This window comes from Chitinophaga rupis (assembly GCF_900109685.1).
Taxonomy (GTDB): domain Bacteria; phylum Bacteroidota; class Bacteroidia; order Chitinophagales; family Chitinophagaceae; genus Chitinophaga; species Chitinophaga rupis.
On record NZ_FOBB01000002.1, the window covers coordinates 1,381,580 to 1,402,721 of the forward strand.

General features: G+C 48.4%; 16 protein-coding genes. 11 read left to right on the forward strand and 5 right to left on the reverse strand.

Going from position 1 to position 21,142, the window contains the following annotated elements; translation table 11 throughout:
- Positions 1-55 precede the first annotated feature (55 nt).
- On the reverse strand, positions 56-1,639 hold the full coding sequence (locus BMZ54_RS12550; RefSeq protein WP_089911439.1) for a RagB/SusD family nutrient uptake outer membrane protein: 1,584 nt from the start codon (positions 1,637-1,639) through the stop codon (positions 56-58).
- Positions 1,640-1,667: 28 nt separating this feature from the next.
- On the reverse strand, positions 1,668-4,820 hold the full coding sequence (locus BMZ54_RS12555; RefSeq protein WP_089911442.1) for a SusC/RagA family TonB-linked outer membrane protein: 3,153 nt from the start codon (positions 4,818-4,820) through the stop codon (positions 1,668-1,670).
- 213 nt (positions 4,821-5,033) lie between these two features.
- Here BMZ54_RS12555 and BMZ54_RS12560 point away from each other — a divergent pair, with 213 nt between their 5' ends.
- From BMZ54_RS12560 to BMZ54_RS12585, 6 genes are all read left to right on the forward strand, one after another.
- Entirely contained in the window at positions 5,034-5,924 is an 891-nt protein-coding gene (locus tag BMZ54_RS12560) for an AraC family transcriptional regulator (RefSeq protein WP_089911444.1), read from the forward strand.
- 198 nt (positions 5,925-6,122) lie between these two features.
- Complete coding sequence (locus BMZ54_RS12565) at positions 6,123-6,845, forward strand: pirin family protein (RefSeq protein ID WP_089911446.1); 723 nt, start codon at positions 6,123-6,125, stop codon at positions 6,843-6,845.
- Positions 6,846-6,849: 4 nt separating this feature from the next.
- Entirely contained in the window at positions 6,850-7,152 is a 303-nt protein-coding gene (locus BMZ54_RS12570; RefSeq protein ID WP_089911449.1) for a response regulator, read from the forward strand.
- A 35-nt stretch (positions 7,153-7,187) separates the two neighbouring features.
- Positions 7,188-8,144: a VOC family protein gene (locus BMZ54_RS12575; protein ID WP_089911452.1), complete on the forward strand. Its 957-nt coding sequence runs from the start codon at positions 7,188-7,190 to the stop codon at positions 8,142-8,144.
- A 1-nt stretch (position 8,145) separates the two neighbouring features.
- Complete coding sequence (locus tag BMZ54_RS12580; protein ID WP_089911455.1) at positions 8,146-8,772, forward strand: alpha/beta hydrolase; 627 nt, start codon at positions 8,146-8,148, stop codon at positions 8,770-8,772.
- A gap of 54 nt (positions 8,773-8,826) precedes the next feature.
- Complete coding sequence (locus BMZ54_RS12585) at positions 8,827-9,378, forward strand: glycosyl-4,4'-diaponeurosporenoate acyltransferase CrtO family protein (RefSeq protein ID WP_089911456.1); 552 nt, start codon at positions 8,827-8,829, stop codon at positions 9,376-9,378.
- Positions 9,379-9,437: 59 nt separating this feature from the next.
- On the opposite strand, the gene BMZ54_RS12590 is transcribed toward BMZ54_RS12585, so the two are convergent.
- The gene (locus BMZ54_RS12590) at positions 9,438-11,240 is read right to left on the reverse strand and encodes a T9SS type A sorting domain-containing protein (RefSeq protein ID WP_089911460.1); all 1,803 of its coding nucleotides are present in this window, start codon (positions 11,238-11,240) and stop codon (positions 9,438-9,440) included.
- Between the two features lie 341 nt (positions 11,241-11,581).
- Between BMZ54_RS12590 and BMZ54_RS12595 the strand changes: the two genes are divergently transcribed.
- The 4 genes from BMZ54_RS12595 (at position 11,582) to BMZ54_RS12610 (ending at position 16,671) form a co-directional block, all read left to right on the forward strand.
- Complete coding sequence (locus tag BMZ54_RS12595; protein WP_089911463.1) at positions 11,582-12,586, forward strand: sensor histidine kinase; 1,005 nt, start codon at positions 11,582-11,584, stop codon at positions 12,584-12,586.
- Entirely contained in the window at positions 12,583-13,308 is a 726-nt protein-coding gene (locus tag BMZ54_RS12600) for a LytR/AlgR family response regulator transcription factor (RefSeq protein WP_089911466.1), read from the forward strand. Before BMZ54_RS12595 ends, BMZ54_RS12600 begins: the two co-directional genes overlap by 4 nt.
- A gap of 411 nt (positions 13,309-13,719) precedes the next feature.
- Complete coding sequence (locus BMZ54_RS12605; RefSeq protein WP_089911469.1) at positions 13,720-14,232, forward strand: YdcF family protein; 513 nt, start codon at positions 13,720-13,722, stop codon at positions 14,230-14,232.
- A gap of 66 nt (positions 14,233-14,298) precedes the next feature.
- The gene (locus tag BMZ54_RS12610) at positions 14,299-16,671 is read left to right on the forward strand and encodes a TonB-dependent receptor (protein WP_089911471.1); all 2,373 of its coding nucleotides are present in this window, start codon (positions 14,299-14,301) and stop codon (positions 16,669-16,671) included.
- A gap of 65 nt (positions 16,672-16,736) precedes the next feature.
- Here BMZ54_RS12610 and BMZ54_RS12615 read toward each other — a convergent pair whose 3' ends face one another.
- Positions 16,737-16,940, reverse strand: a complete 204-nt coding sequence (locus BMZ54_RS12615) for a cold-shock protein (protein WP_089911475.1) — start codon at positions 16,938-16,940, stop codon at positions 16,737-16,739.
- Between the two features lie 273 nt (positions 16,941-17,213).
- Here BMZ54_RS12615 and BMZ54_RS12620 point away from each other — a divergent pair, with 273 nt between their 5' ends.
- Entirely contained in the window at positions 17,214-18,299 is a 1,086-nt protein-coding gene (locus tag BMZ54_RS12620; RefSeq protein WP_089911476.1) for a fatty acid desaturase family protein, read from the forward strand.
- A gap of 379 nt (positions 18,300-18,678) precedes the next feature.
- Here the strand turns inward: BMZ54_RS12620 and BMZ54_RS12625 are convergent, their stop codons facing one another.
- A complete protein-coding gene (locus BMZ54_RS12625) occupies positions 18,679-21,042 on the reverse strand; it encodes a mechanosensitive ion channel family protein (protein WP_089911479.1) in 2,364 nt (787 codons plus the stop codon).
- Positions 21,043-21,142 lie beyond the last annotated feature (100 nt).

The following is a 21,142-nucleotide window of genomic DNA, read 5'->3' on the forward strand; positions in this document are numbered from 1 at the left end:
CGGGGCAGGCTATGGCCCGCTTTGGGCCGGCCGTAGTCTGCCAATTCATAATTAACTAATATCCCGGGTTGTTCACCGGTATCAGCTTGTTCCCTGCTATTTCTTCCTGTGCAATGGGGTACAGCTTCTGGTATTCCAGGCGCGGCCGGCCGGCGGCATTCATGGTTTGCAGCCAGGTGCCCCAGCGGGTAAGGTCCCAGCGGCGCTGAAATTCGCCGTAGAGCTCAAACCTTCTTTCATTGCGCACTTTTTGCCGGAAGGTTTCTTTGGAAAGGCCGGATACCGGGGCCAGTCCGGCGCGGGCACGTACTGCATTAATAGCCGTATAGGCGAGGGCGGTAGGGCCGCTTACTTCGTTCTCAGCTTCGGCTAAGATCAGCAGCACATCGGCATAACGTAAAATGATCGGATCGTTGCCATTTTCATCTTTAGCCTGTGCATTAGGATCCGTGTACTTGAGGCTGTAATAACGCGGAGAGCCATAGATGGTGGCACCGTTGAGCGTGTAGGTATTTTGCCCGTAACCACCACCGCCATCATACTCGCCGTCCCAGGTGCCGTTGCTTTGCAGCACTGCGCCTGCCGGTAGCTGAGAGATGTGGTAGTAAGTAGCATTACCCTGGTCTTTCCAGGTGGTCCAAAGGGCGCTGCCAAAGGCTACGCGTTTATCACCGGCTTCAAACTGTTTGTAAAAATCCGTGCGCAGGCTTACCCAACCGCCGCTGCCGCCACCGCTGTAAAAACCGGGAGGCGAAAAATAACCGGGCAGCTCTGCACCCTGGTTCGGTGAGTGTGTGGCTGGAATGGCAAAGAGTATTTCGTTGCTGCGGGATTGGGTAGCTTCATCAAAGAGCTTCATGTACGCGGTTTCCAGTGCAGGGTAGCCATTGGCATCTGCCAGATCTTTTACCGCCTTAGCCATGGCTGCGGCTTGTGCAAAGTACTGGGTTTGTTTCAGCTCATCGCCGGCCATGTGCATATAGGCTTTTGCCAGGAGCCCCAGCGCAGCTGCTTTGGTAGGGCGTCCGCGGTCGTTATCGCTGTAACCTTCACCACTATACGTAAGCGGCAAAAGGCTGGCTGCTTCTTTCAGATCTGTCTCTACCTGTTTGTACACATCTGCTACCGGACTGCGGGCCAGGTCCATAGATTGTTCGGGCGTGTAGGCCTCTAAACGCAGGGGCACTGCGCCGTACCGTTTTACCAGCTCAAAATAGCAGAAGCCGCGCAGGAACAGGGCTTCACCACGTATGCGGCTTATCAGCGCAGCATCGCCGGTAACCTGTTTGGCATATTTCAGCACCAGGTTGGCGCGTTGCACCACGTAGTAATAACCTGTCCAGGGGCGTTGTATGTACCACTGGCCGGCCTGGTTGCCGCTGTAACCGCCTGCCAGCCAGTTATCCAGCAGCAGGTCATCATCTTCACCCAGCACGGATTGCCAGGCGGGCGAGATCCAGAGGTTCCAGGTCATCAGGTTCTTATATACACCGTTCACACCCAGCAGCAGCTCCTGGTCTGTCTGGTAAAAGGTTTCCGGGTCTTTAAAATCATATACTTTTTCTTCCAGCGCTTTTTTGCAGGATACGGTGGCCCCTATGGCCAGCGTGGCAAAAGCTATGGTGAGTAACTTGTTCATGTGTGCATGTTTTTCTCTGTGGAATAATTTACAGGCCTACGTTTACGCCTACACTAATGGTTCTGGATTGCGGGTAGCTGCCCAGGTCTACCCCGCGCATATTGGCATTTTCAAAGGCGCTTACTTCCGGGTCATAGCCTTTGTATTTGGTAAAGGTGGCCAGGTTCACGGCATTCAGATATACGCGCAGGCTTGAAATACCTTTGATGCGCGGGAAGTTGTAGCCCAGCTGCACATTCTTGATCCTTACATAGGAACCATCTTCCAGGAACAGGCGGGAGAAGCGGCTGGCCGTGGTATTGGCCTGGTTAGCCTGTATCACGGTATTGCCGGTGCCCTCCCCTCTCCAAACCTGGTCATACACATATTTGGGTATGTTGCCCGAGCCGTTGAGCGTATAAAAGTTCAGCAGGTTGCTGTTCAATACATCGTTGCCCTGCACACCGGTAAGCAGTATGCTCAGGTCAAAATTTTTGAAGCTCAGGTTATTGGTAAAGCCCCAGGTATAGTCCGGGTTAATATCGCCTATCACGGTGCGGTCCAGGTCATTAATGGCGCCGTCGCTGTTGCGGTCTTTAAAACGGGTTTGTCCTATTTTGGCATCAGATTGTACGCTTTTAAAATCATCCACCTCTTTCTGGTTCTGGAAAATACCGTCTGTTTCATAGCCATATACGGCGCCAATGGGCAGCCCCACTTTTTGTATAAAGGGTTTTACATCCAGCCCGTAACCTGCGCCCAGCCTGTCTGCAAACTGTTCCTGCACATTGCCCAGGTCTGTGATCTTATTGCGGTTTATGGAAAAGTTGGCGGCTACATTCCATTTAAAATCGCCGTTAAAAATGGCGCTGCCCAGTTCCAGCTCAATCCCTTTATTACGTACGCTGCCCGAGTTAATGGCCAGGTTGGTATAGCCGCTGGTGGGCGGTAAGGTGATCTGCTGCAGCAGGTCGCGGGTGTTACGCTGGTATACGTTCACCGTAAAGTTAAAACGGTCTGCAAAGGCGGCATCCAGCCCAATGTTATATTGTCCGCTATGCTCCCAGCCCAGGTCTTTATTGGGCAGCGTAGTTTCATCCACACCGGATATAACCTGGTTGGCCATGTTGGCAATTACACCGGAAAGCACGCCTTTAGAGGCATATGGGGAAATGGCCTGGTTGCCGGATTCGCCATAGCTCAGGCGCAGCTTCAGGTCAGAGAACACGTTCATGTCTTTAATAAAAGCTTCTTCGCTCATACGCCAGGCCAGCGCTACAGAGTGGAAGTAATCCCATTTTTTACCTTCTGCCAACCGGGAGGAGCCGTCTGCACGGAAGGTGTAGGTAAACAGGTATTTATCTGCATAGTTATAGTTGGCGCGGCCAATGAAAGAAGCCAGCTGCCATTGCTGCGTACCGGAATTGGTAGGCGCGGTGGAAAGGCCGTCCTGCAAACGGTAATAGGCCAGTTTATCGTCCGGGAAGTTGCGGGATTCCGAGGTGCGGTAACGGCTCATGCTGCGCTCATAGGAAAAACCGCCCAGGAAGTCGAAACGGTGTTTGCCGATTTCATGCTTATAGGTCAGTAAATTTTCTGTGAGTATGCTGGTATAGCTGCTGTTACTTACAATGGCCTTGCCATTGGTGGCGCGGCCTTCCGATACGGTGCGCGGGTAGTAGGTTTCATTTAGCTGCTCAAAATAGTTGGCGCCCAGGCGGGTCTGGAACATCAGTCCTTTGACAAGATCCACGTATGCATTAAAACCGCCAAAACCGGAGGTAACGGTTTGTTTGGCCAGCACCTCATCCGTATACCGCAGCGGGTTGGCGCCAAAACGGTTAAAGATGTCCTGCGAAACGGTGCGGTCATTTTTATAATCTATTACGTGTACCTGGTTATTACTGTCAACGGTGTAGTACGGAATGGGCTGATAGTTCAACGCGCCTCTTACAATACCACCTTCCAAACCGGCGGTGGCAGCGGACGTGCGCACCAGTGCGTTGGTAGAGCGGGTAAGCGACAGGTTGGTGGATGTTTTAACGCGGTCCAGCACCTGTTTATCGAGGTTAACGCGAACGCCCCCACGTTTATACTGAGAGCCTTTGATCACGCCCTGTTGCACCAGGTAGTTGCCCATTACGGCATAGGTGTTCTTGTCATTACCGCCGGATACGCCCAGCTCATAGTTCTGGATATGGGCGCTCCGGTATATTTCATCCTGCCAGTCAATACCTTCTCCAAAGTTCTGCCTGATCTGGTCCGGAGACAGCTTGCCGTTAGTGCCGCTGTAAGGCAGGTCGTTATCAGAGAAGCCGGCGTTCTTATAGGCTTCATTCACATACTGCGCATACTGATAGGCATTCAGCATTTCCAGTTTTTTGGTAACGGTGGCAATGCCCTGAGAGGTATTAAAAGTAATGCGGCCTTTGCCTGCTTTTCCTTTTTTAGTGGTGATGAGCACTACGCCGTTGGCGCCGCGGGAGCCGTAAATGGCGGTGGCCGAGGCATCCTTTAATACTTCAATGGATTCAATGTCGGCCGGTGAAATGGACGACAGTACATTGGTATTGGTAAGGATGTTGTGGTTCGGCTCCTGTGCGCCCATCTGGTTAATGGAGGCGCGCGCATTGGCTACAGGCACACCATCAATTACATACAGGGGCTCTGCGCTGCCTAATAAGGTGCTGGTGCCACGCACCTGTACGCTGATGCCGCCGCCGGGAGCTGCATCATTCTGGGAAACGGCTACCCCTGCAATGCGGCCCTGGAGGCCCTGTTCCAGGGAGCTAACGGCAGATTTGGTGATCTCTGTGCCTTTGATAGATGCTACGGTACCGGTAAGGTCCCGCTTTTTTACCTGGCCGTAACCTACCACTACTACATCCGTTAAATTAGTGTTGGAATATAACAGGCTAACGTTAATGGTGCTACGCTGCTGAACAGGGATCTCCTGCGGTTCCATGCCTGTAAAAGTTACCAGCAGTGTTCCCGCTCCTTCAGGTAATTGTAATGTGTATTTTCCCTTGCTATCGGCCACCGTGGCCACCTGGGTGTTCTTCACCCGAACAGTGGCCCCTGGAAGCGGGTTGTTTTTGTCGTCCGTAATAGCGCCGGTAACGGTTCTGCTTTGCGCAGCAAGGGATAATCCGTACAGCAACAGTACAATGCTGCAGGTGGAAACTTTTTGTAAGAGTTTCATAACGAAAGAATTTGATCCAAAACTAATCTTATTACACACTGCTTATTTATACTTTTTTATCTTCTTATTATCAGATTGTATCTTTGTTGGAAGGATGGGAAAAGTGAATACCTGAAAAATGCCTGTAAACAGGGCGCTTGATAAATTTGTCTTGCGGGAATACAGGGTGGTATTATTTTATCCATTATATTTGACTATATAAGCTCCACTGTTATGAATCACGCAGCCATTACCAGCAACATTCTGCGGGAAATTACCCCGCTTACCCAGAGCGATTGTTTCATGATCTTTGCCCGCAGCAAGCATAAATTTGACTTTCCCTTACATTATCATGAAGAATTTGAGCTGAACCTGATCTTAAATGCAAAGGGTGCGCAGCGCATAGTGGGCGACCATATAGATACTATTGAAGCAGAGGAGCTGGTGCTGGTGGGCCCTAATCTGAACCACGGCTGGTTTACGCATGAATGCCGCAGCAAGGAAATTACGGAAATCACCATCCAGTTCCACCGCGACCTGTTTGATGATAAGCTGCTGCGTAAGAACCAGCTAAGCTTTATGCGGGTGATGTTTGAAAAGGCGGCTAACGGCATCCTGTTTTCCCCGGACACCATTAAGCAGCTCACTCCCCGCCTGCTGACGCTGAATCAGAAAGCGGGATTTGATTCGGTGCTGGAGCTGATGTCTATCCTGCACGACCTGTCTATTTCCCGCAACATGCGCACGTTGTCGGACACCACTTTTCATAAAGGGTTGTTTAACCATAACAGCCGGCGCATTGAGAAGGCTTTTGAGTACATGAATATTAATTACGACAAAGCCATTAGCCTTACAGATGTAGCCAGGCTGGTAAGTATGACGGAGGTTTCGTTCAGCCGTTTCATTAAGAGGTGTACCGGCAATACGTTTATTGACAGCCTGAATGAGATCCGGCTGGGACATGCCTGCCGCCTGCTGGTGAATACCACATATGCGGTGGCTGAAATATCCTACAAATGCGGGTTTAACAATATCTCCAACTTTAACCGGCTGTTTAAAAAGAAGAAAGGTTGTACGCCCAAGCAGTTCAGGGAAAGTTTGAGCGGAACGAGAACGTTTATTTAGGAGCGGAAAGCAGAAAGGATAAAGCAGAAAGCTGATTGAAGCGATTGGAAACCGGGTTTTGCTTCTTTGGCTTTTGCCGCTTAAAGATCCCCGTTAAACAGCTTTGTGCTTTCCGCTTTCTGCTTTCTGCTCTTTCTTAATCTAGGTTAATGGTCATAACCCCTGCCTTTCGGAAATTTGTGTTATCAAATTACAATTATGGCAACACATACCTTACATACGGCAGCTACCCGCGGACATGCGGACCACGGCTGGTTAAGCAGCCACCAGACCTTTAGCTTTGCCGGTTATTATAACCCGGACCGGGTTCATTTTGGCGCTTTACGGGTGTTAAATGATGATGTGGTAGCTGGCGGCAAGGGCTTTGGCAGCCACCCGCATGATAATATGGAAATTATCAGTATTCCGCTGGAAGGCCAGCTGGAACATAAAGATAACATGGGCCATACCCAGGCCATTCACCAGGGCGATATCCAGATCATGAGCACGGGCAGCGGCGTATTCCATAGCGAGTATAACGGCCACCCCACCAAACCGGTTAAATTCCTGCAGATCTGGCTGTTTCCCAACAAGCTGAATGTAACGCCCCGGTACGACCAGATCACCCTGAACCCGGCAGACCGGCATAATACCCTGCAGCAGATCATCTCCCCTAACCCGGACGATGCAGGTACCTGGCTGTACCAGGACGCCTGGTTTCACCTGGGCCGGTTCGATGCTGGTTTTGCAACCACATACAACCTGAAAAAACAGGGTAACGGCGTGTATGTTTTTGTGATCAAAGGCAGCTTTACCGTAGACGGGCAAGCTTTAGCGGAACGCGACGGACTGGGAATTACCGGTACGGATAACATTGCCATTACCGCCAACAGCGCCGATGCTGAATTACTGATCATGGAAGTGCCCATGCAAATTAACTAACCTTATGCAAGCTTTAAACATACTGGCAATAGGCCGCAACCCGGAGATCATGGCTGTAATAAACCGGTTGCTGAACACACCCGAAAACCGTACAGGCGTCACCGTTACTACGGATGAGGAAGCCCTGGCAGCTTTTCAAAAAACAGCTTTTGACCTGGTGCTGCTTTGCGCAGGCATATCTGAACAGGAAGGCGCTGCATTAAGCGCCAAACTGTTACAACTACAGCCCGGAGTGCCGGTAATACGCCACTATGGCGGCGGCAGCGGCCTGCTGGATAATGAGATACGAGCTGCATTAGCTAAATAAACCAAACAAACAACATCCACCCTTAAATTAAATATATGAGCCAGTTAGTTACAGGCATTCACCATGTTACCGCAATAGCAGGTGATGCTCAAAAAAATATAGATTTCTATGCCGGTATCCTGGGCGTTCGTTTAGTAAAGAAGACTGTGAACTTTGATGCGCCGGATGTATACCACTTTTATTATGGCGATGAAGCCGGCCACCCCGGCAGCATTATGACCTTTTTCCCTTATGGCACCGGGCTGGTACATGGCCGCCATGGTAAAGGCATGCTGAATACCACTACGTTTTCCGTACCTGCTGCTGCGCTTACCTTTTGGCTGGAAAGGCTGAAACGTTTTGGCGTAAGCTACAAAGAGCCGCAGGAGCGTTTTGACGGTGAAGTAGTGATCTACTTTGAAGACCCGGATGGTTTAGGCCTGGAGCTGGTATTTAATGACCGTGATGAACGTAAGGGATTCACCTATGGCCCCATACCTATTGAATATGCCATCAAAGGTTTTTACAATGTAGAAATATGGGAAGACGGTTATGAACGTACCGCAGGTTTGCTTACCGAACAGCTGGATCATAAGCTTATCGCAGAAAAAGGCAACCGTTTCCGCTTTGCTGCTACAGATAAACCGGGTAATTATATTGACATCCTTTGCTCACCGGAAAGCCTGAAAGGCCTGGCAGGTAACGGTACCGTGCACCATATTGCCTTTAGTACGCCGGACAGTGCTTCCCAGCTGGCGGTACGCCAGAAGATAGTGCAACGCATGATCAATACCACGCCGGTGCTGGACCGCAATTACTTTACTTCCATTTACTTCCGGGAGCCGGGCGGCGTGCTGTTTGAAGTAGCTACGGCAGGTCCTGGTTTTGCGGTAGATGAACCGATGGAACATTTGGGCGAAGGCCTGAAGCTGCCTGCCCAGTTTGAACCCAGCCGGGAACAGATAGCGAAGGAATTACCGCAGGTGAGCTTACACTTAGACCAATACAAATAAGATGCACACAAAAAATATTATAACCGCAGGATTAGCTGTGAACGAAGCTCAAAAGGCTTTGGTGATGATACATGGAAGGGGTGGCAGCGCTGAGGACATTCTCAGCCTGGCGCCCCACCTTGCGGTGCAGGATTTTGCGCTGCTGGCCCCGCAGGCCAGCGGTAACAGCTGGTACCCAAACTCATTCCTGGCAGCGCCGGAGCGTAATGAACCCTGGTTAACAGGAGCGCTGAATGTGTTAAAATCAGTAACGGAAGACCTCCAACAGCAGGGCATTACAGCGGAACAAACCTATTTCCTGGGTTTTTCACAGGGCGCCTGCCTGATGCTGGAATTTATTACACGTAATGCCACCAGGTATGGCGGTGCAGCTGCCTTTACCGGCGGATTGATCGGTGATAGGATCTATCCTGAAAATTATAAGGGCGACTTTAATGGCACCCCCATCTTCATAGGCAGCAGTAACCCGGATATGCACGTGCCTGTTGAGCGTGTGTATGCTACTGCAAACATACTGCAGGACAAACATGCTAAGGTTATCCTTAAAGTATATGATAATATGGGCCATACCATTAACCAGGATGAGCTTGGACAGGTTAATAAACATATTTTCGGCACTGTGGAGTAGCTGTTATTTGCAAAGGCGATTGTGTATATTTGGATAGTAGCTAACAGCTGTTATATGGAGCCTGCCGGGATAAAGCAAAGGGTTGTCTTTTACAACGGGGTTGCCAACCTCTTCTGGTCTGTATTGAACCTGCTGCCCATTTATATTTACTGTTACAGTTCAGTAGTGCCACTGTGGCTGTATGTGGCAGGCGCCATCAGCATCATTACCCTGTTCCTTCCCCGGAGTGTTTTAAATAAATTGCAGCTGGGCTCTACCACAGCAGTGTATCATAAGCTGGGCGTACATTATATTAACCAGGTTACGCAGAATGGTACCGTTATCAATAACCTCATCCGCAGAAAATATCCGCATTATAAAGTGGTGGGCAATACGCGGCAGGCCATTCAGCTGCATTACCGGAAAACGTATATGTTTGAACGTTTCCATTACGTGCTGCTTTGCTTTTTTATCTGCATCATGATCTATGCGCTGGTGCAGGAACAATATACCTGGGCGGGAATTTTACTGCTTACCAACATCCTGTACAATATGTATCCTATTTTGCTGCAGCAGTATGTGAGGATCAAGCTGGAGCCTTTTGTTTCCCATTCTTCCATAAAATAAGGCATACTGTTTTTAAGCAGCATGCCTTATTTTTTTCAATCCACCAGGTAAAACAATGCTTACTCTTTCCTGATCTCAAAAACCTGTGTTGCGCCCTGGTGCTGTAGCTGCAGGAAGTATAATCCACTGCTTAAGCCTTGTAAAGAAATGCTGTTCCGGTTGCCGCCGGGTAATACAAATGTGCGGATCAAACGCATATCTGTACTATAGATACCTGCGGTAATGCGGCCTTTATTCTTAGGTGCGCCATAGTCAATATATAACTGGTCATTTACCGGGTTGGGATATACCCGTATAGTAGCGGGACCTTTTACGGCCGGTACACTGCTAAGCGGCTGGCCGGCAGTACGCAGGTTATTGGCATTATAGGGATCTACTTTGAAAGCGCCGCATTCCGGCCGTGGCTGCACTTTATTGAAAGGCGTGTATTCATCACGGTAAGGTGCAAACGGAAGGCGGACGGTAGCTGGTGTTACCGGCTGCACTATAAGCTGGTAGGCTGTTACAGGCGGCTGGTAGCTTTTTACACAATTGCCGGTAAAGTCATTCAGCTCGCGGATGAACACGTGTGTATTCGTTTGCAGCTGGGTGCCAAAGGTCATTTGTGTATTAGCCAGGATGGCAAAACGTTCCTTGCCTGCCCATTTCAGCTCCACCCCTTTCATAGCTACATAGTTGCTGATGCTGGTGGGGAATGTATTGAAAGATACCAGGTTCGGTATGTGGTTAACATATTTCACCCAAAGAAAAAATGCATCTGTTTTTAGCGTGGTTGCATAACTATCCGTGTAGCCGGTGAAATATAAATTGAAGCTGTTACCACCAGGCACCCCTTCCACCACCAGGTCGCTGGCAGCTTCCTGTCCTGCATCGCCAATATGGTTAATGGTAATGAGGCCGCCGCTTTCCTTAATATCCACCAGCAGCACCTGTTTGTTAATAGCGCCGGTAGGGCTTATAAGATCAATATAACCTGTGATGAATAATTCATCTGCACCTGCAATAGTGGTATGTTTTACGATCTTACTGCCGGATAAAGCCTGGCCGCCCAGCAGCCTTTCCGCCACCGCCGGCGTGCCGACAGCGTTAAAGGTAGCATACAACAAGGTGCGCGGACCACTGGGGCCACCGCTGCAGGATTCCTGGTAACCGGTAATGGCAAGGTTACGGTCTGTAAGCTCGGTGAGGGACAATGCTTCTGCATTACATACTGACAGCGGATAGTGGAACGTCCATATCATAGCGCCGGTTTGGCTTAAACGGGTCAGCAATACGGAGGTTTGCTTGCCCGGCGCATCGGCATAGCGGCCGGCCAGCACCACATCACTGTTAACGCTTTCAATAATATCATTGTATTCAATGATTGCCTGCGCATTGGCTGTAGTAACGGTGGAGTAATGAAGCTTAGCTACCCACACGGGATTTAAATTGGGATCCAGGCGAATAACCAGCGGTGTGCTGTATACCTGGATGCCGTTAATGGTTTTAATAGACTTGATCACATATGCCAGCAGGTAATAACCTTTTGCCAGCCTGGCCCTGATGATCTTTTTGGGTAGAATGGATTCCGTAGGCACCTGCGGCTGCGGGTTAAAATGTTCTGAGAGGAAGTTGCCGGCGGCGTCAAATTCATCCAGCGTTAAACCACGGATGGCGGGGTCTTTAACGAAGTTCTTACTCCATAACAGGAATGCGCGGGGCGCTGCAGTGGGGCTGGGCGGCGTATCCACTACAAAGCTGGCCGCCTGGTAATCAAAGTCGGTGCTAAGCTGGTTAAAATACAGCTGCTGCGCATTCTGTGCATGTAAGACTGTTGTAGTTACGAGTAAAATGGATAACAAAAGGTAAAGGTGCTTTTTCATACACGGGGTTTTAATAGGTTGATGATGTTTTATAGGATGCTCCTGACCTGGATAGATTGCTGCTACGATAATACGGCAATTGCCTGCATGCAAATTGCAGGCAATCGTCTACGGAATTGGTCTGATGGTCGCAAAAAGCCCCCCTCCTGGTTGATTTCTCAGCTTTTGAAGTACTTTTGGTTTATTAATAATAATTAAGAATGAATAATTAATAATTATGATGAAATATTTCAGGCAATTGGACGTCCTACAATGGTACTTATCCTGATCGTTGACTACCTGCGATATGATTATTAATTCTTAATTATTCATTATTAATTTTTCAGTATTCATTAAACGCCATGCCTTCCAAAAAGTTAAGCTACATTCTCTGGCACCTGCTGGTATTAATACTGGCGCTGGGCATTCCGCTGGTGGTGCTGCCTTCCAAAACAGATCCCGGCAAGGATCCCTATGAAACTACCCGGGTAATTTTTACCCTGATGCATATCGGCGCTTTTTACCTGAATGCCTACGTGCTGTTTCCGCGTTATTTACTGCGCGGGCGCGCCTGGGATTATGTCTGGCGGGTAGTGGCGGTGTGTGTGCTGATATTGGTTGTGTATTTTGTAACATCAATAATGTTTGAACACCGCAAGCCGCAGGAAATGGCGGCCACACTGGTCTTAAAGTTCTTTGTGAGCGTAATGATCCTGGGTACGGCTACCGGTTATAGCTACGTAGAAAAAATGATCAAGGACCAGCGCCTGCAGAAAGAGCAGCTGCGTACAGAGCTTTCTTTCCTGCGCTCGCAGGTAAGCCCGCATTTTATGTTTAATACGCTGAACAGCATGGTGGCCCTGGCCCGAAAAAAGTCCGACAAGCTGGAACCAGCGCTGATAGAGCTTTCTAACCTGATGCATTATATGCTCTATGAGTCAGACATGGAAAAAGTAAGCCTGAGTAAGGAGATGAATTACCTGCAAAGCTATATTGACCTGCAAACACTGCGTTTCGGCAACCAGGTACAGATATTACTGAGCATGCAGCCACCGGCTACCGAGCGTTATATAGAGCCTATGCTGCTGATACCCTTAATTGAAAATGCATTTAAACATGGTATTGGCCTGATAGAAGAACCGGAAATTAATATAGCCCTGCACGTAAATGAGGACAAGCTTTCCCTGGATGTGAAGAATAAATTTAATTGCCGGACGAACGAGGTAAAAGACAGAGTAGCCGGTATAGGACTGGCCAACCTGGTACGGCGCCTGAAATTGCTGTACCCTGACCGGCATGAGATCACTGCCGTGCAGAACGGACATTGGTTTAACGCTTCTCTGAAAATTCAACTTCAAACTACATGATTAAATGTCTTGCAGTGGATGATGAGCTGCTGTCGCTGGATTTGCTGGAAGATAACATCCGGCGGGTGCCTTTCCTGCAGCTGGCGGGCCGTTGCAGCAATGCCTACGAAGCGATGAGCATAATGCTCAAAGAACCGGTGGACCTTATTTTCCTGGACATACAAATGCCGGGGCTTACCGGTACACAGTTTGTACAAAGCCTCGCCCACCGGCCCATGGTGATCTTTATTACTGCGTATAAGAAATATGCGCTGGAAGGTTTTGAGCTGGATGTGCTGGACTACCTGATAAAACCGGTGCCTTTTGACCGTTTCCTGAAAGCGGTGAACAAAGCAGCCGAGTACCATGCGCTGAAAAATGCTACCCCAGCTGCAGCCCCGCAGCAGGAGCCTAACACAGATTACTTTTTTGTGAACGTGGAATATAACCTGGTAAAAGTGGTGGTGAGTGAGATCAGCCATATTGAAGGCTGGAAAGATTATATAAAGATCTATTGCTGCAATGAAGAAAAACCGCTGGTAACCCGGCTGCCTATTAAGGTACTGATGGACCGCTTACCGGCCGGGCGTTTTGTGCGGGTGCACAAGTCATACATTGTAGCGGTAGATAAGATCTTTGCTATCCGCAAGAACCGGATCTATATCGGGCGGCATATTATACCGGTCAGTGATTCGCACCGGGAGGAGCTGTTTAATATTATTGGTCCGCAGAACCTGAAATAATTAAGAATGAATAATTAAGAATTAATAATATCGGACGCAGGTAGCTCAATGAATACGATGTTTTTCAGCTGGTCTGCACAGGAAGCGCAAACGTCGCAGGATTGTGGGTGTGTGTCGATTTTAGTTTTACAGTAAGCGGCAATAATGCAATTTTAATTAATAATCATAAGGTAATTGTGCAATGGAAAGTGAAATGAACATAACAAAGTCAGTTGTAGGTTTAAATAGACAGGGCCGGCATTCGTTGTTGGCCCTTTTTTAATTAATAATTAAGAATGAATAATTAATAATCATGGACGAAATATTTCAAGTGCCGGCTATACCGCAAAACCTCCTGATCATTAAACTACCTGCAATACGATTATTAATTCTTAATTATTCAGTATTAATTATTACCTGATTGATGTACATATGAATACCGAACTACTAATAGTATTGGGCGCCCCTAATTCGCCGGAAGGCTTACTGAGTGCGGTGGCCCTGAGCCGGCTGGATGCCTGTTATGCGTTGTTCCATCCGCAGCAGCATACCATATTGCTTACCGGTGGTTATGGCCCGCATTTTAATACTTCCAATAAACCGCATGCCTGGTACGGGCAGCAATACCTTATTGGCAAAGGAGTACCGGCTTCGCAAATACTTAGCGGTGTGGATAGCCGGAATACAGTGGAGGATGCGCTGCTGTCAAAACCTGTTGTGAGCGCGCTGCAACCGGCCCGTGTAACGGTGATCACGTCTGAATATCATTTACAGCGGGCAGGCATTATTTTTACTGAGGTGTATAACAACCTGGCGCCCCTGCATTTTATTGCAGCGCCCAGCTACGACCTGTCTTTGCAGGAGCTGCAGGCTTTATTACAGCATGAGGAAGAAGCGTTGGCGCTTATCTACAAAACCGGTCAGTGCATCGCAACATTCAGCTGATAGATATACTTTATTTTTAAACGCTGGCCCCGGTTTGCAATTTTGGTGCATATCAATTAACCTATTATGCACAAATCCCTTCTGTTTCTGCTGCTCACCGGCATTACACTGCAAGCCGCTGCACAAAGCAACCTGCAAACTATTAAAGGTACTGTAAAGGACAAAACATCTGAAAGGCCGCTGGTACATGCCACGGTGGCTGTTCCCGGTACGCAGATCGGTACATTCACCGATGCCAACGGCCGTTATGTGCTGCACAATGTGCCCATAGGGCGGCAGCAGGTAGCCTTTCAGTACATGGGCTACAAACCGTCCCTGATACCGGAAGTGCTGGTAACGGCCGGTAAGGAGGTGGTGCTGGATGTAAATATGGAAGAAAGCATCAGCGCCCTGAAAGATGTAACGGTTACTGCGCAAAAGGTGAACAAAGGCGCGGCCAGCAATGAATTTGCCAGCGTAAGCTCCCGCTCTTTCAGCATGGAAGAGGTAATGCGTTATTCCGGCGGCCGTAATGATCCTGCACGGCTGGTGACCAACTTTGCCGGCGTAGCCACTACCGATGATTCCCGCAATGATATTGTAGTGCGGGGTAATGCTCCTACCGCCGTGTTATGGCGCATGGAAGGTATTCCCATTCCCAACCCTAACCACTTTGCAGTGGCCGGCAATGCCAGCGGGCCGGTTAGCGCATTAAACACCAACGCGCTTAAGAACTCCGACTTTTATACCGGTGCTTTCTCCGCGGAATATGGTAACGTAACCGGCGCTGTATTTGATATTGCCCTGCGGGAAGGTAATAAGGACCGCTTTGAAAAAACGCTGCAGCTGAATTTTTTAAGCGGCCTGGAAGCCATGCTGGAAGGGCCTTTAAATAAAAAGAAGAACGGAGCCTCTTTCCTGGTAGGTTACCGCTATTCCTTTACCAGCATTGCCCAATCGCTGGGATTTAACTCACTCACCACTGCTACGCCTAATTACCAGGACCTGGTATTTAACATCAAATTGGCGCCGGGCAAGCTGGGCACCTTAAGCCTGTTTGGGCTGGGCGGCATGAGCAGCATTGATTTTATTGGTAAGGAAATAGATTCCACCGACTTTTTTTCCAACACCGACGAGGACCGGTATCCCCGCTCCCGCTTTGGCGTGCTGGGGCTGAAACATACCATAGACCTGGGCACGCGCACGTATATACGTACCGTGCTCTCCTACGCTTATTCCAGGTATTCGGTAAAAACATATAAGTGGTATGATTCCCTGGATACCAGGACCTTTGTGTTTGACCAGGGCACCACTAACAACTCCTGGCGGCTTTCTTCCTACGTGAACTCGAAGGTGAATGTGCGTTTATCCATACGGGGTGGTGTGCTGGCAGAGGTGCTGGGTGCAGATATGTATACCCGTGACCGTTATAACAAACCGGATTGGGCCGACCTGCGTAACTACAACGGATCTTCCCTGCTGCTGCAGCCGTTTGTGCAGGCCCGTTACCGCTTTACGGACAAGCTGGCCCTTACGGCCGGCCTGCATGGCATTTATTATGGATTAAATGATACCTATAATATAGAACCGCGGGCATCCCTGAGCTATGATGTGGCGCCGCGGCAAACCATTAGCTTCAGCTACGGTATGCATAGCCAGCTGCAGCCTTTGCCGGTTTATTTATACCAGGAGCGGATGCCCGGTGAAAGTGGTTACAATCAATCAAACCGGGAACTGGACTTTACAAAGGCGCAGCATTACGTACTGGGATACGACTGGCGTTTTGCACCCAGCTGGCGTTTGAAAGCAGAGGCTTACTACCAGCGCCTGTATAATGTACCAATAGAACGTACGCCCAGCGGGTTCTCTATGCTGAACATAGGTATTGATTTTGCATTTCCTGAAAAAACCAACCTGGTAAATGAGGGTACCGGCAGTAACCGGGGGCTAGAGCTGACGCTGGAAAAATTCTTTGGCAAAGGCACTTACCTGTTAACAACGGCCTCCATTTTTGATGCGCGTTATAAAGGCAGCGATGGTATTGAGCGCAATACTGCATTCAATAACCGCGCGGTGTTTAATGTGCTGGCCGGAAGGGAATGGAAAACAGGCCGCAATGGCCGTAATGCTTTTACGCTGGATGTGAAAGCCGCATTTTCAGGCGGGCGTTATTATACGCCGGTTGACCTGGCCGCATCACTGGCTGCAGATGAGGAAAAGCTGGATGAAACCCGTTACAACAGCGAACGCCTGAGCAATTATTTCCGACTGGATACACGGCTGGGGTTACGGCTGAACAGCGCCAAACGTAAATTATCCCACACCTTTTACCTGGATCTGCAAAACCTTACGAACAATGAGAATGTGCTGACGCAGCGGTATAATACGGCTAAAAATGCGGTGGGTACGGCGTACCAGATCGGTTTTTTCCCGGATTTCCTGTACCGGCTGCAGTTTTAAAGCAAAAAAAAAGGTCCCGGTGTTCACCAGGACCTTTTTTACAGGTATAAAAAAAGAGATTAGTCTTAGTCTATGCGTTTAACATTAACAGCATTCATACCTTTTCTGCCTTCCTGCAGCTCAAATTCAACGCGGTCGTCGGCTTGGATCTCGTGTACGAGACCATTTACGTGTACAAAAGTTTCTTTGTTGGACTCATCATGTTTAATGAAGCCGAAGCCTTTTGTCTCGTTAAAGAACTTTACAGTTCCTTGGAATTTTGTGTTCATTTGTAAAATTTAAAAACTTATAAAGGTGCAAGATAGTCTTAAGCATTGAATAAACCAAATATATTCTTCTGTATTACAATCTCTTCCCTTAAATAACACGCACATAACATAGTTGTGTTTTTTTTAACATAGAAATGACTATCTTAGTTGCAGATATAGGCACTAAACTTTGGCTGAATTGCGTTTACACTTAATATTCCCTTCTCAGTGAATCTTCAACTGCCACACATTCTTTGATTGTCCGAACTAAATAAAATATATCCATAATTCAACATGGCAAAAGTCACTTTTAATAACAAGAATGCTTTCTTTTTTCAATCATTGAAAGCAGCCATTGAAGTGTATTTCAAGGAAAATAACATTAAAAAAACAGGTAACAGGCGCCTGTATATTAAAACGGCTGTATTGATCCCCGGCGCTATTGGATTGTACCTGATGCTGCTGTTTGTGACGATGCCGGCCTTAGCGGGTATTTTAATAAGTGGTGTATTAGGTTTTGTGCTGGCCTGTATTGGTTTTAACGTGATGCACGATGCCTGCCACGGCAGCTATTCCCGCAAACCCTGGGTAAATGAAGTACTGGGCCTTACCTTAAATGCACTGGGCAGTAATGCCTTTATCTGGAAACAGAAACATAACGTTATACACCATACGTACACGAATGTGGACGGCGTGGATGATGATATTGCCAAAAGCCCGGTGATCCGCCAGTGCAGCACTCAGCGCTGGGTACCTATGCACCGCGTGCAGCATATTTACCTGCCGCTTATCTACAGTCTTTCCTCTATCCTGTGGGTGTTCCTCACAGATTTTATAAAATACCTGAGCCGTAAAGTATATAAAACGCCGCTGCAGCCCATGAAGCTGAATGACCACATTATTTTCTGGACCAGCAAAGTATTGTACCTGATATTTTATATACTGATCCCCATTTTACTGGTGGGCACGCAGGCCTGGCTGGTAGGCTTTTTAGTGATGCATGCAGTAATGGGCTTTACCCTGTCTATTGTATTCCAGCTGGCGCATGTGGTAGAGGAAACTGAATTTGAGACCGTAGCGAATGAAGATAAAGTGATTGAGAACGAGTGGGCTATTCACCAGATAAAAACTACGGCTAATTTTGCGCCTGGCAGCAAGGTAGTTTCCTGGTTTGCCGGCGGACTGAACTACCAGATAGAACACCATTTATTTCCCCGCATCAGCCATGTACACTACCCTGCTATCAGTAAAATAGTAAAGGCTAAATGTGATGAATATGGCCTGCCTTATAACAGCATTCCTACTATGATGGAGGCTGTAAGATCGCATTTCCGTTTAATGAAAGCATTGGGCGAAAGGCCGGTGCTGGCGCAGGCGTAAAAAGTAAAAAGTAAAAGGAAAAAATTAAAAAGGGTATAGCGTAAGCAGAAAGCATAAAGCGCAAAGCAGAAGCTGAAAGCATTGGAGCGGATGAGTTCCCATGTTTTCAGCTTTTGTTTTTAGCACAAAGCGTAAAGCATAAAGGATAAAGCAGAAAGGATAAAGCAGAAAGCTGAAAGCTGAAAGCATTGGAGCGGATGAGTTCCCATGTTTTCAGCTTTTGTTTTTAGCATAAAGCGTAAAGCAGAAAGGATAAAGCAGAAAGCTGAAAGCATTGGAGCGGATGAGTTCCCCTTGCTTTCAGCTTTTTGTTTTATATTTTTAGCCCTGCAGTACGCATTAAGCTTTCTGCTTTATGCTTTGCGCTTTCAGCTCCCTACTACCCCACCGCTATACCTGCACCCTTCAGCGCCTGGTATACCTGCAGCAGCAGCTCACTTTTGACTTTATGTTCATTGGCAATATTGCTGATCCAGCATAATACGCGCAGCCCGCATTCCTTATCATTGACGTGTGTGAACAGGATATCAACAGGCATTTTGTGCATTACCTGCCCATGTGCCTGGATGGTTTGCTGAATGGCTTCCTGCGCGGCAGGCAGCTTTTCCGTGGGGCTGATGGTAACCGGCAGCTCAATACGGATGTGATCATTGGTGAGCGTCCAGTTGGTGAGCTGGCCGGACAGCAGCTGACCGTTAGGTACCACCACTTCTGCCCCATCGGTGGTAAGCAGGCGGCTGGCACGGATGCCAATATCTTTTACCCGTCCTTTTTTGTCGGATATTTCCACGTAATCACCCAGCTGCAGCGGCCGTTCAAAAATGAGAATGATACCGGAAATGAGGTTGTTCACAATATCCTGCAAGCCCAGACCAATACCCACACCCAGGGCGCCCAGCACAATGGTGATCTTATCTATGGGCAGCCCGGTGGCGGCAATGGCCAGTAAAAAGCCACATACTATTACGCATAAACGGATCATTACCAGGCGGGAGCCTTTGCGGGTAATTTCCCCGCTGAAACCATCTTCCGTTTCCCCAAAGAAATAACCGATGTATTTCTGCAATACGTTGGCTACGTACAGGATAAACACCAGCATAACCATACTGCCGAAGGTAAAGCGGGTGCTGCCTATTCTGCGGGGCTCATTCAGCAGGTGCAAAATACCCTGCAGCAGAAAATCATATAAATTAAGGTTGGTGGTAAAGATAATGAGCCAGCAAATAACCACCCCAACAGACAGCAGCTTGCTAAGCTTACCCTGGATACGCTCATAGTTCAGCAGACTTTTGGTATCGGCTGTTACGCGGCTGCTTAGCATTTGCACATAAAACGCTTCAGTGATCATTTGTATAAACACTGCAAGGCCAATGATCTGTATAAGGCTGTAGATGGAAGCGGTTCCAAACACTTTGGCCATGCTGATGCGGCCAAACAGGTTACAGAAAGCAGCCAGCAGGTTTAGTCCTATGTAAATGAAAGACACAATGCGGATGAACTTTTTCATAGGCAGCTCCTCCCGGATGCGGGGCAGGAACAGCCACCCGAACAATACGGAGGCTACATTCAGCACCAGCAAAGCTATACGGGTAGACAGCCTGGGCGTGATAATGGCATTGGTAAAAGAATACAGCAGGTAAAAGATCACAATGGCCACCCAGCAGTAGAACAGGCGTTTAGGCCAGCGGCGCAGGAAAAGGATGGTGAGCGTAAGCAGCAGGAAGAACTGCATCATCTCCACATAGGCGGAAGGCGGCCGCAGATCAAAGAACGGCGCCATGCTTAGCGCTACTACCAGCGCGGCCAGCACAGGTATGGGCTTAATATATTTAAATGCCGCTTCTGCTATTACCTGCTGCTGCCCGGCACGGCGTATTTTACGGAAGGCGTTAAACACCCAGCTGAAATATACCAGGGCTATCAATATTAACCAGAGCCAGTTATCCCTATGCGCCCGGAAATAATACCCCAGCATTTTGCGCTGCCCGGCGTATGATTTACGCGCCAGGGCCATTACCTGCACATCGGCTTTGTTACTATCCGCTACCTCCCACAGGTAGTTATACTCTTTGCCGAATGATTGCATCCCGGACTGGCGGATGCGGTCGCGCACCTCATCCTGCAGCTCTATCAGCACAAAATAACTTTTTGATACATTGGCCTGCAGCTGTGTAATACGCGTTTGGTTGGCTTTGGCGGAGCGCCGCGCCAGCTTCCAGTTCTTTTTAATATCGGCTATTTCATCCAGGTAAAGCTTTTGCAGCAGGCTGTCTTTACGCAGCTGCTGCATTACCTCATCTTTGGCAAAACCACGCATTTCCATTTGCATGGTCACTAACTGGCGGTTGTACTTAAACAAGGAAGTACGCCAGCCATCCAGGCGCTGCTGCATATCGCCCATAAGCACCTGGAAGGTGAGCAGGTTTTTGATGTTGAGCACACTGCTGTATACCGAGAGATTTTCCTTTATGATCTGGATGTTGGATTGGATGTCCGGCAGGTCCTGCTCAATTTCGGCGGTGTTAAAACCATCTTCCGTAACATTGTTGATACGGGTAAGGGTTTGCTGCACCTTTTCTATTTTCTGGAGAATGCTGTCTGCAAAACCGGGGCGTTCCCTGTTCTGGTAACCGGTGGAATCCCTGGGCGGATGTGCGGTTTGTGCCCACAGGGCCACGGGCAGTAAGCACACAAAGGCAAGTAACAGCCCTTTGCGGCGGTTCAGTGAGGTATATGGTCGCACTTAGAAAAATTAAAAGTTAAAAAGTAAAAATTAAAAAATTTTACGACATGTAAAAATATGGCAATAATGGTAAATACCCACTATTGCCACTTTTAATTTT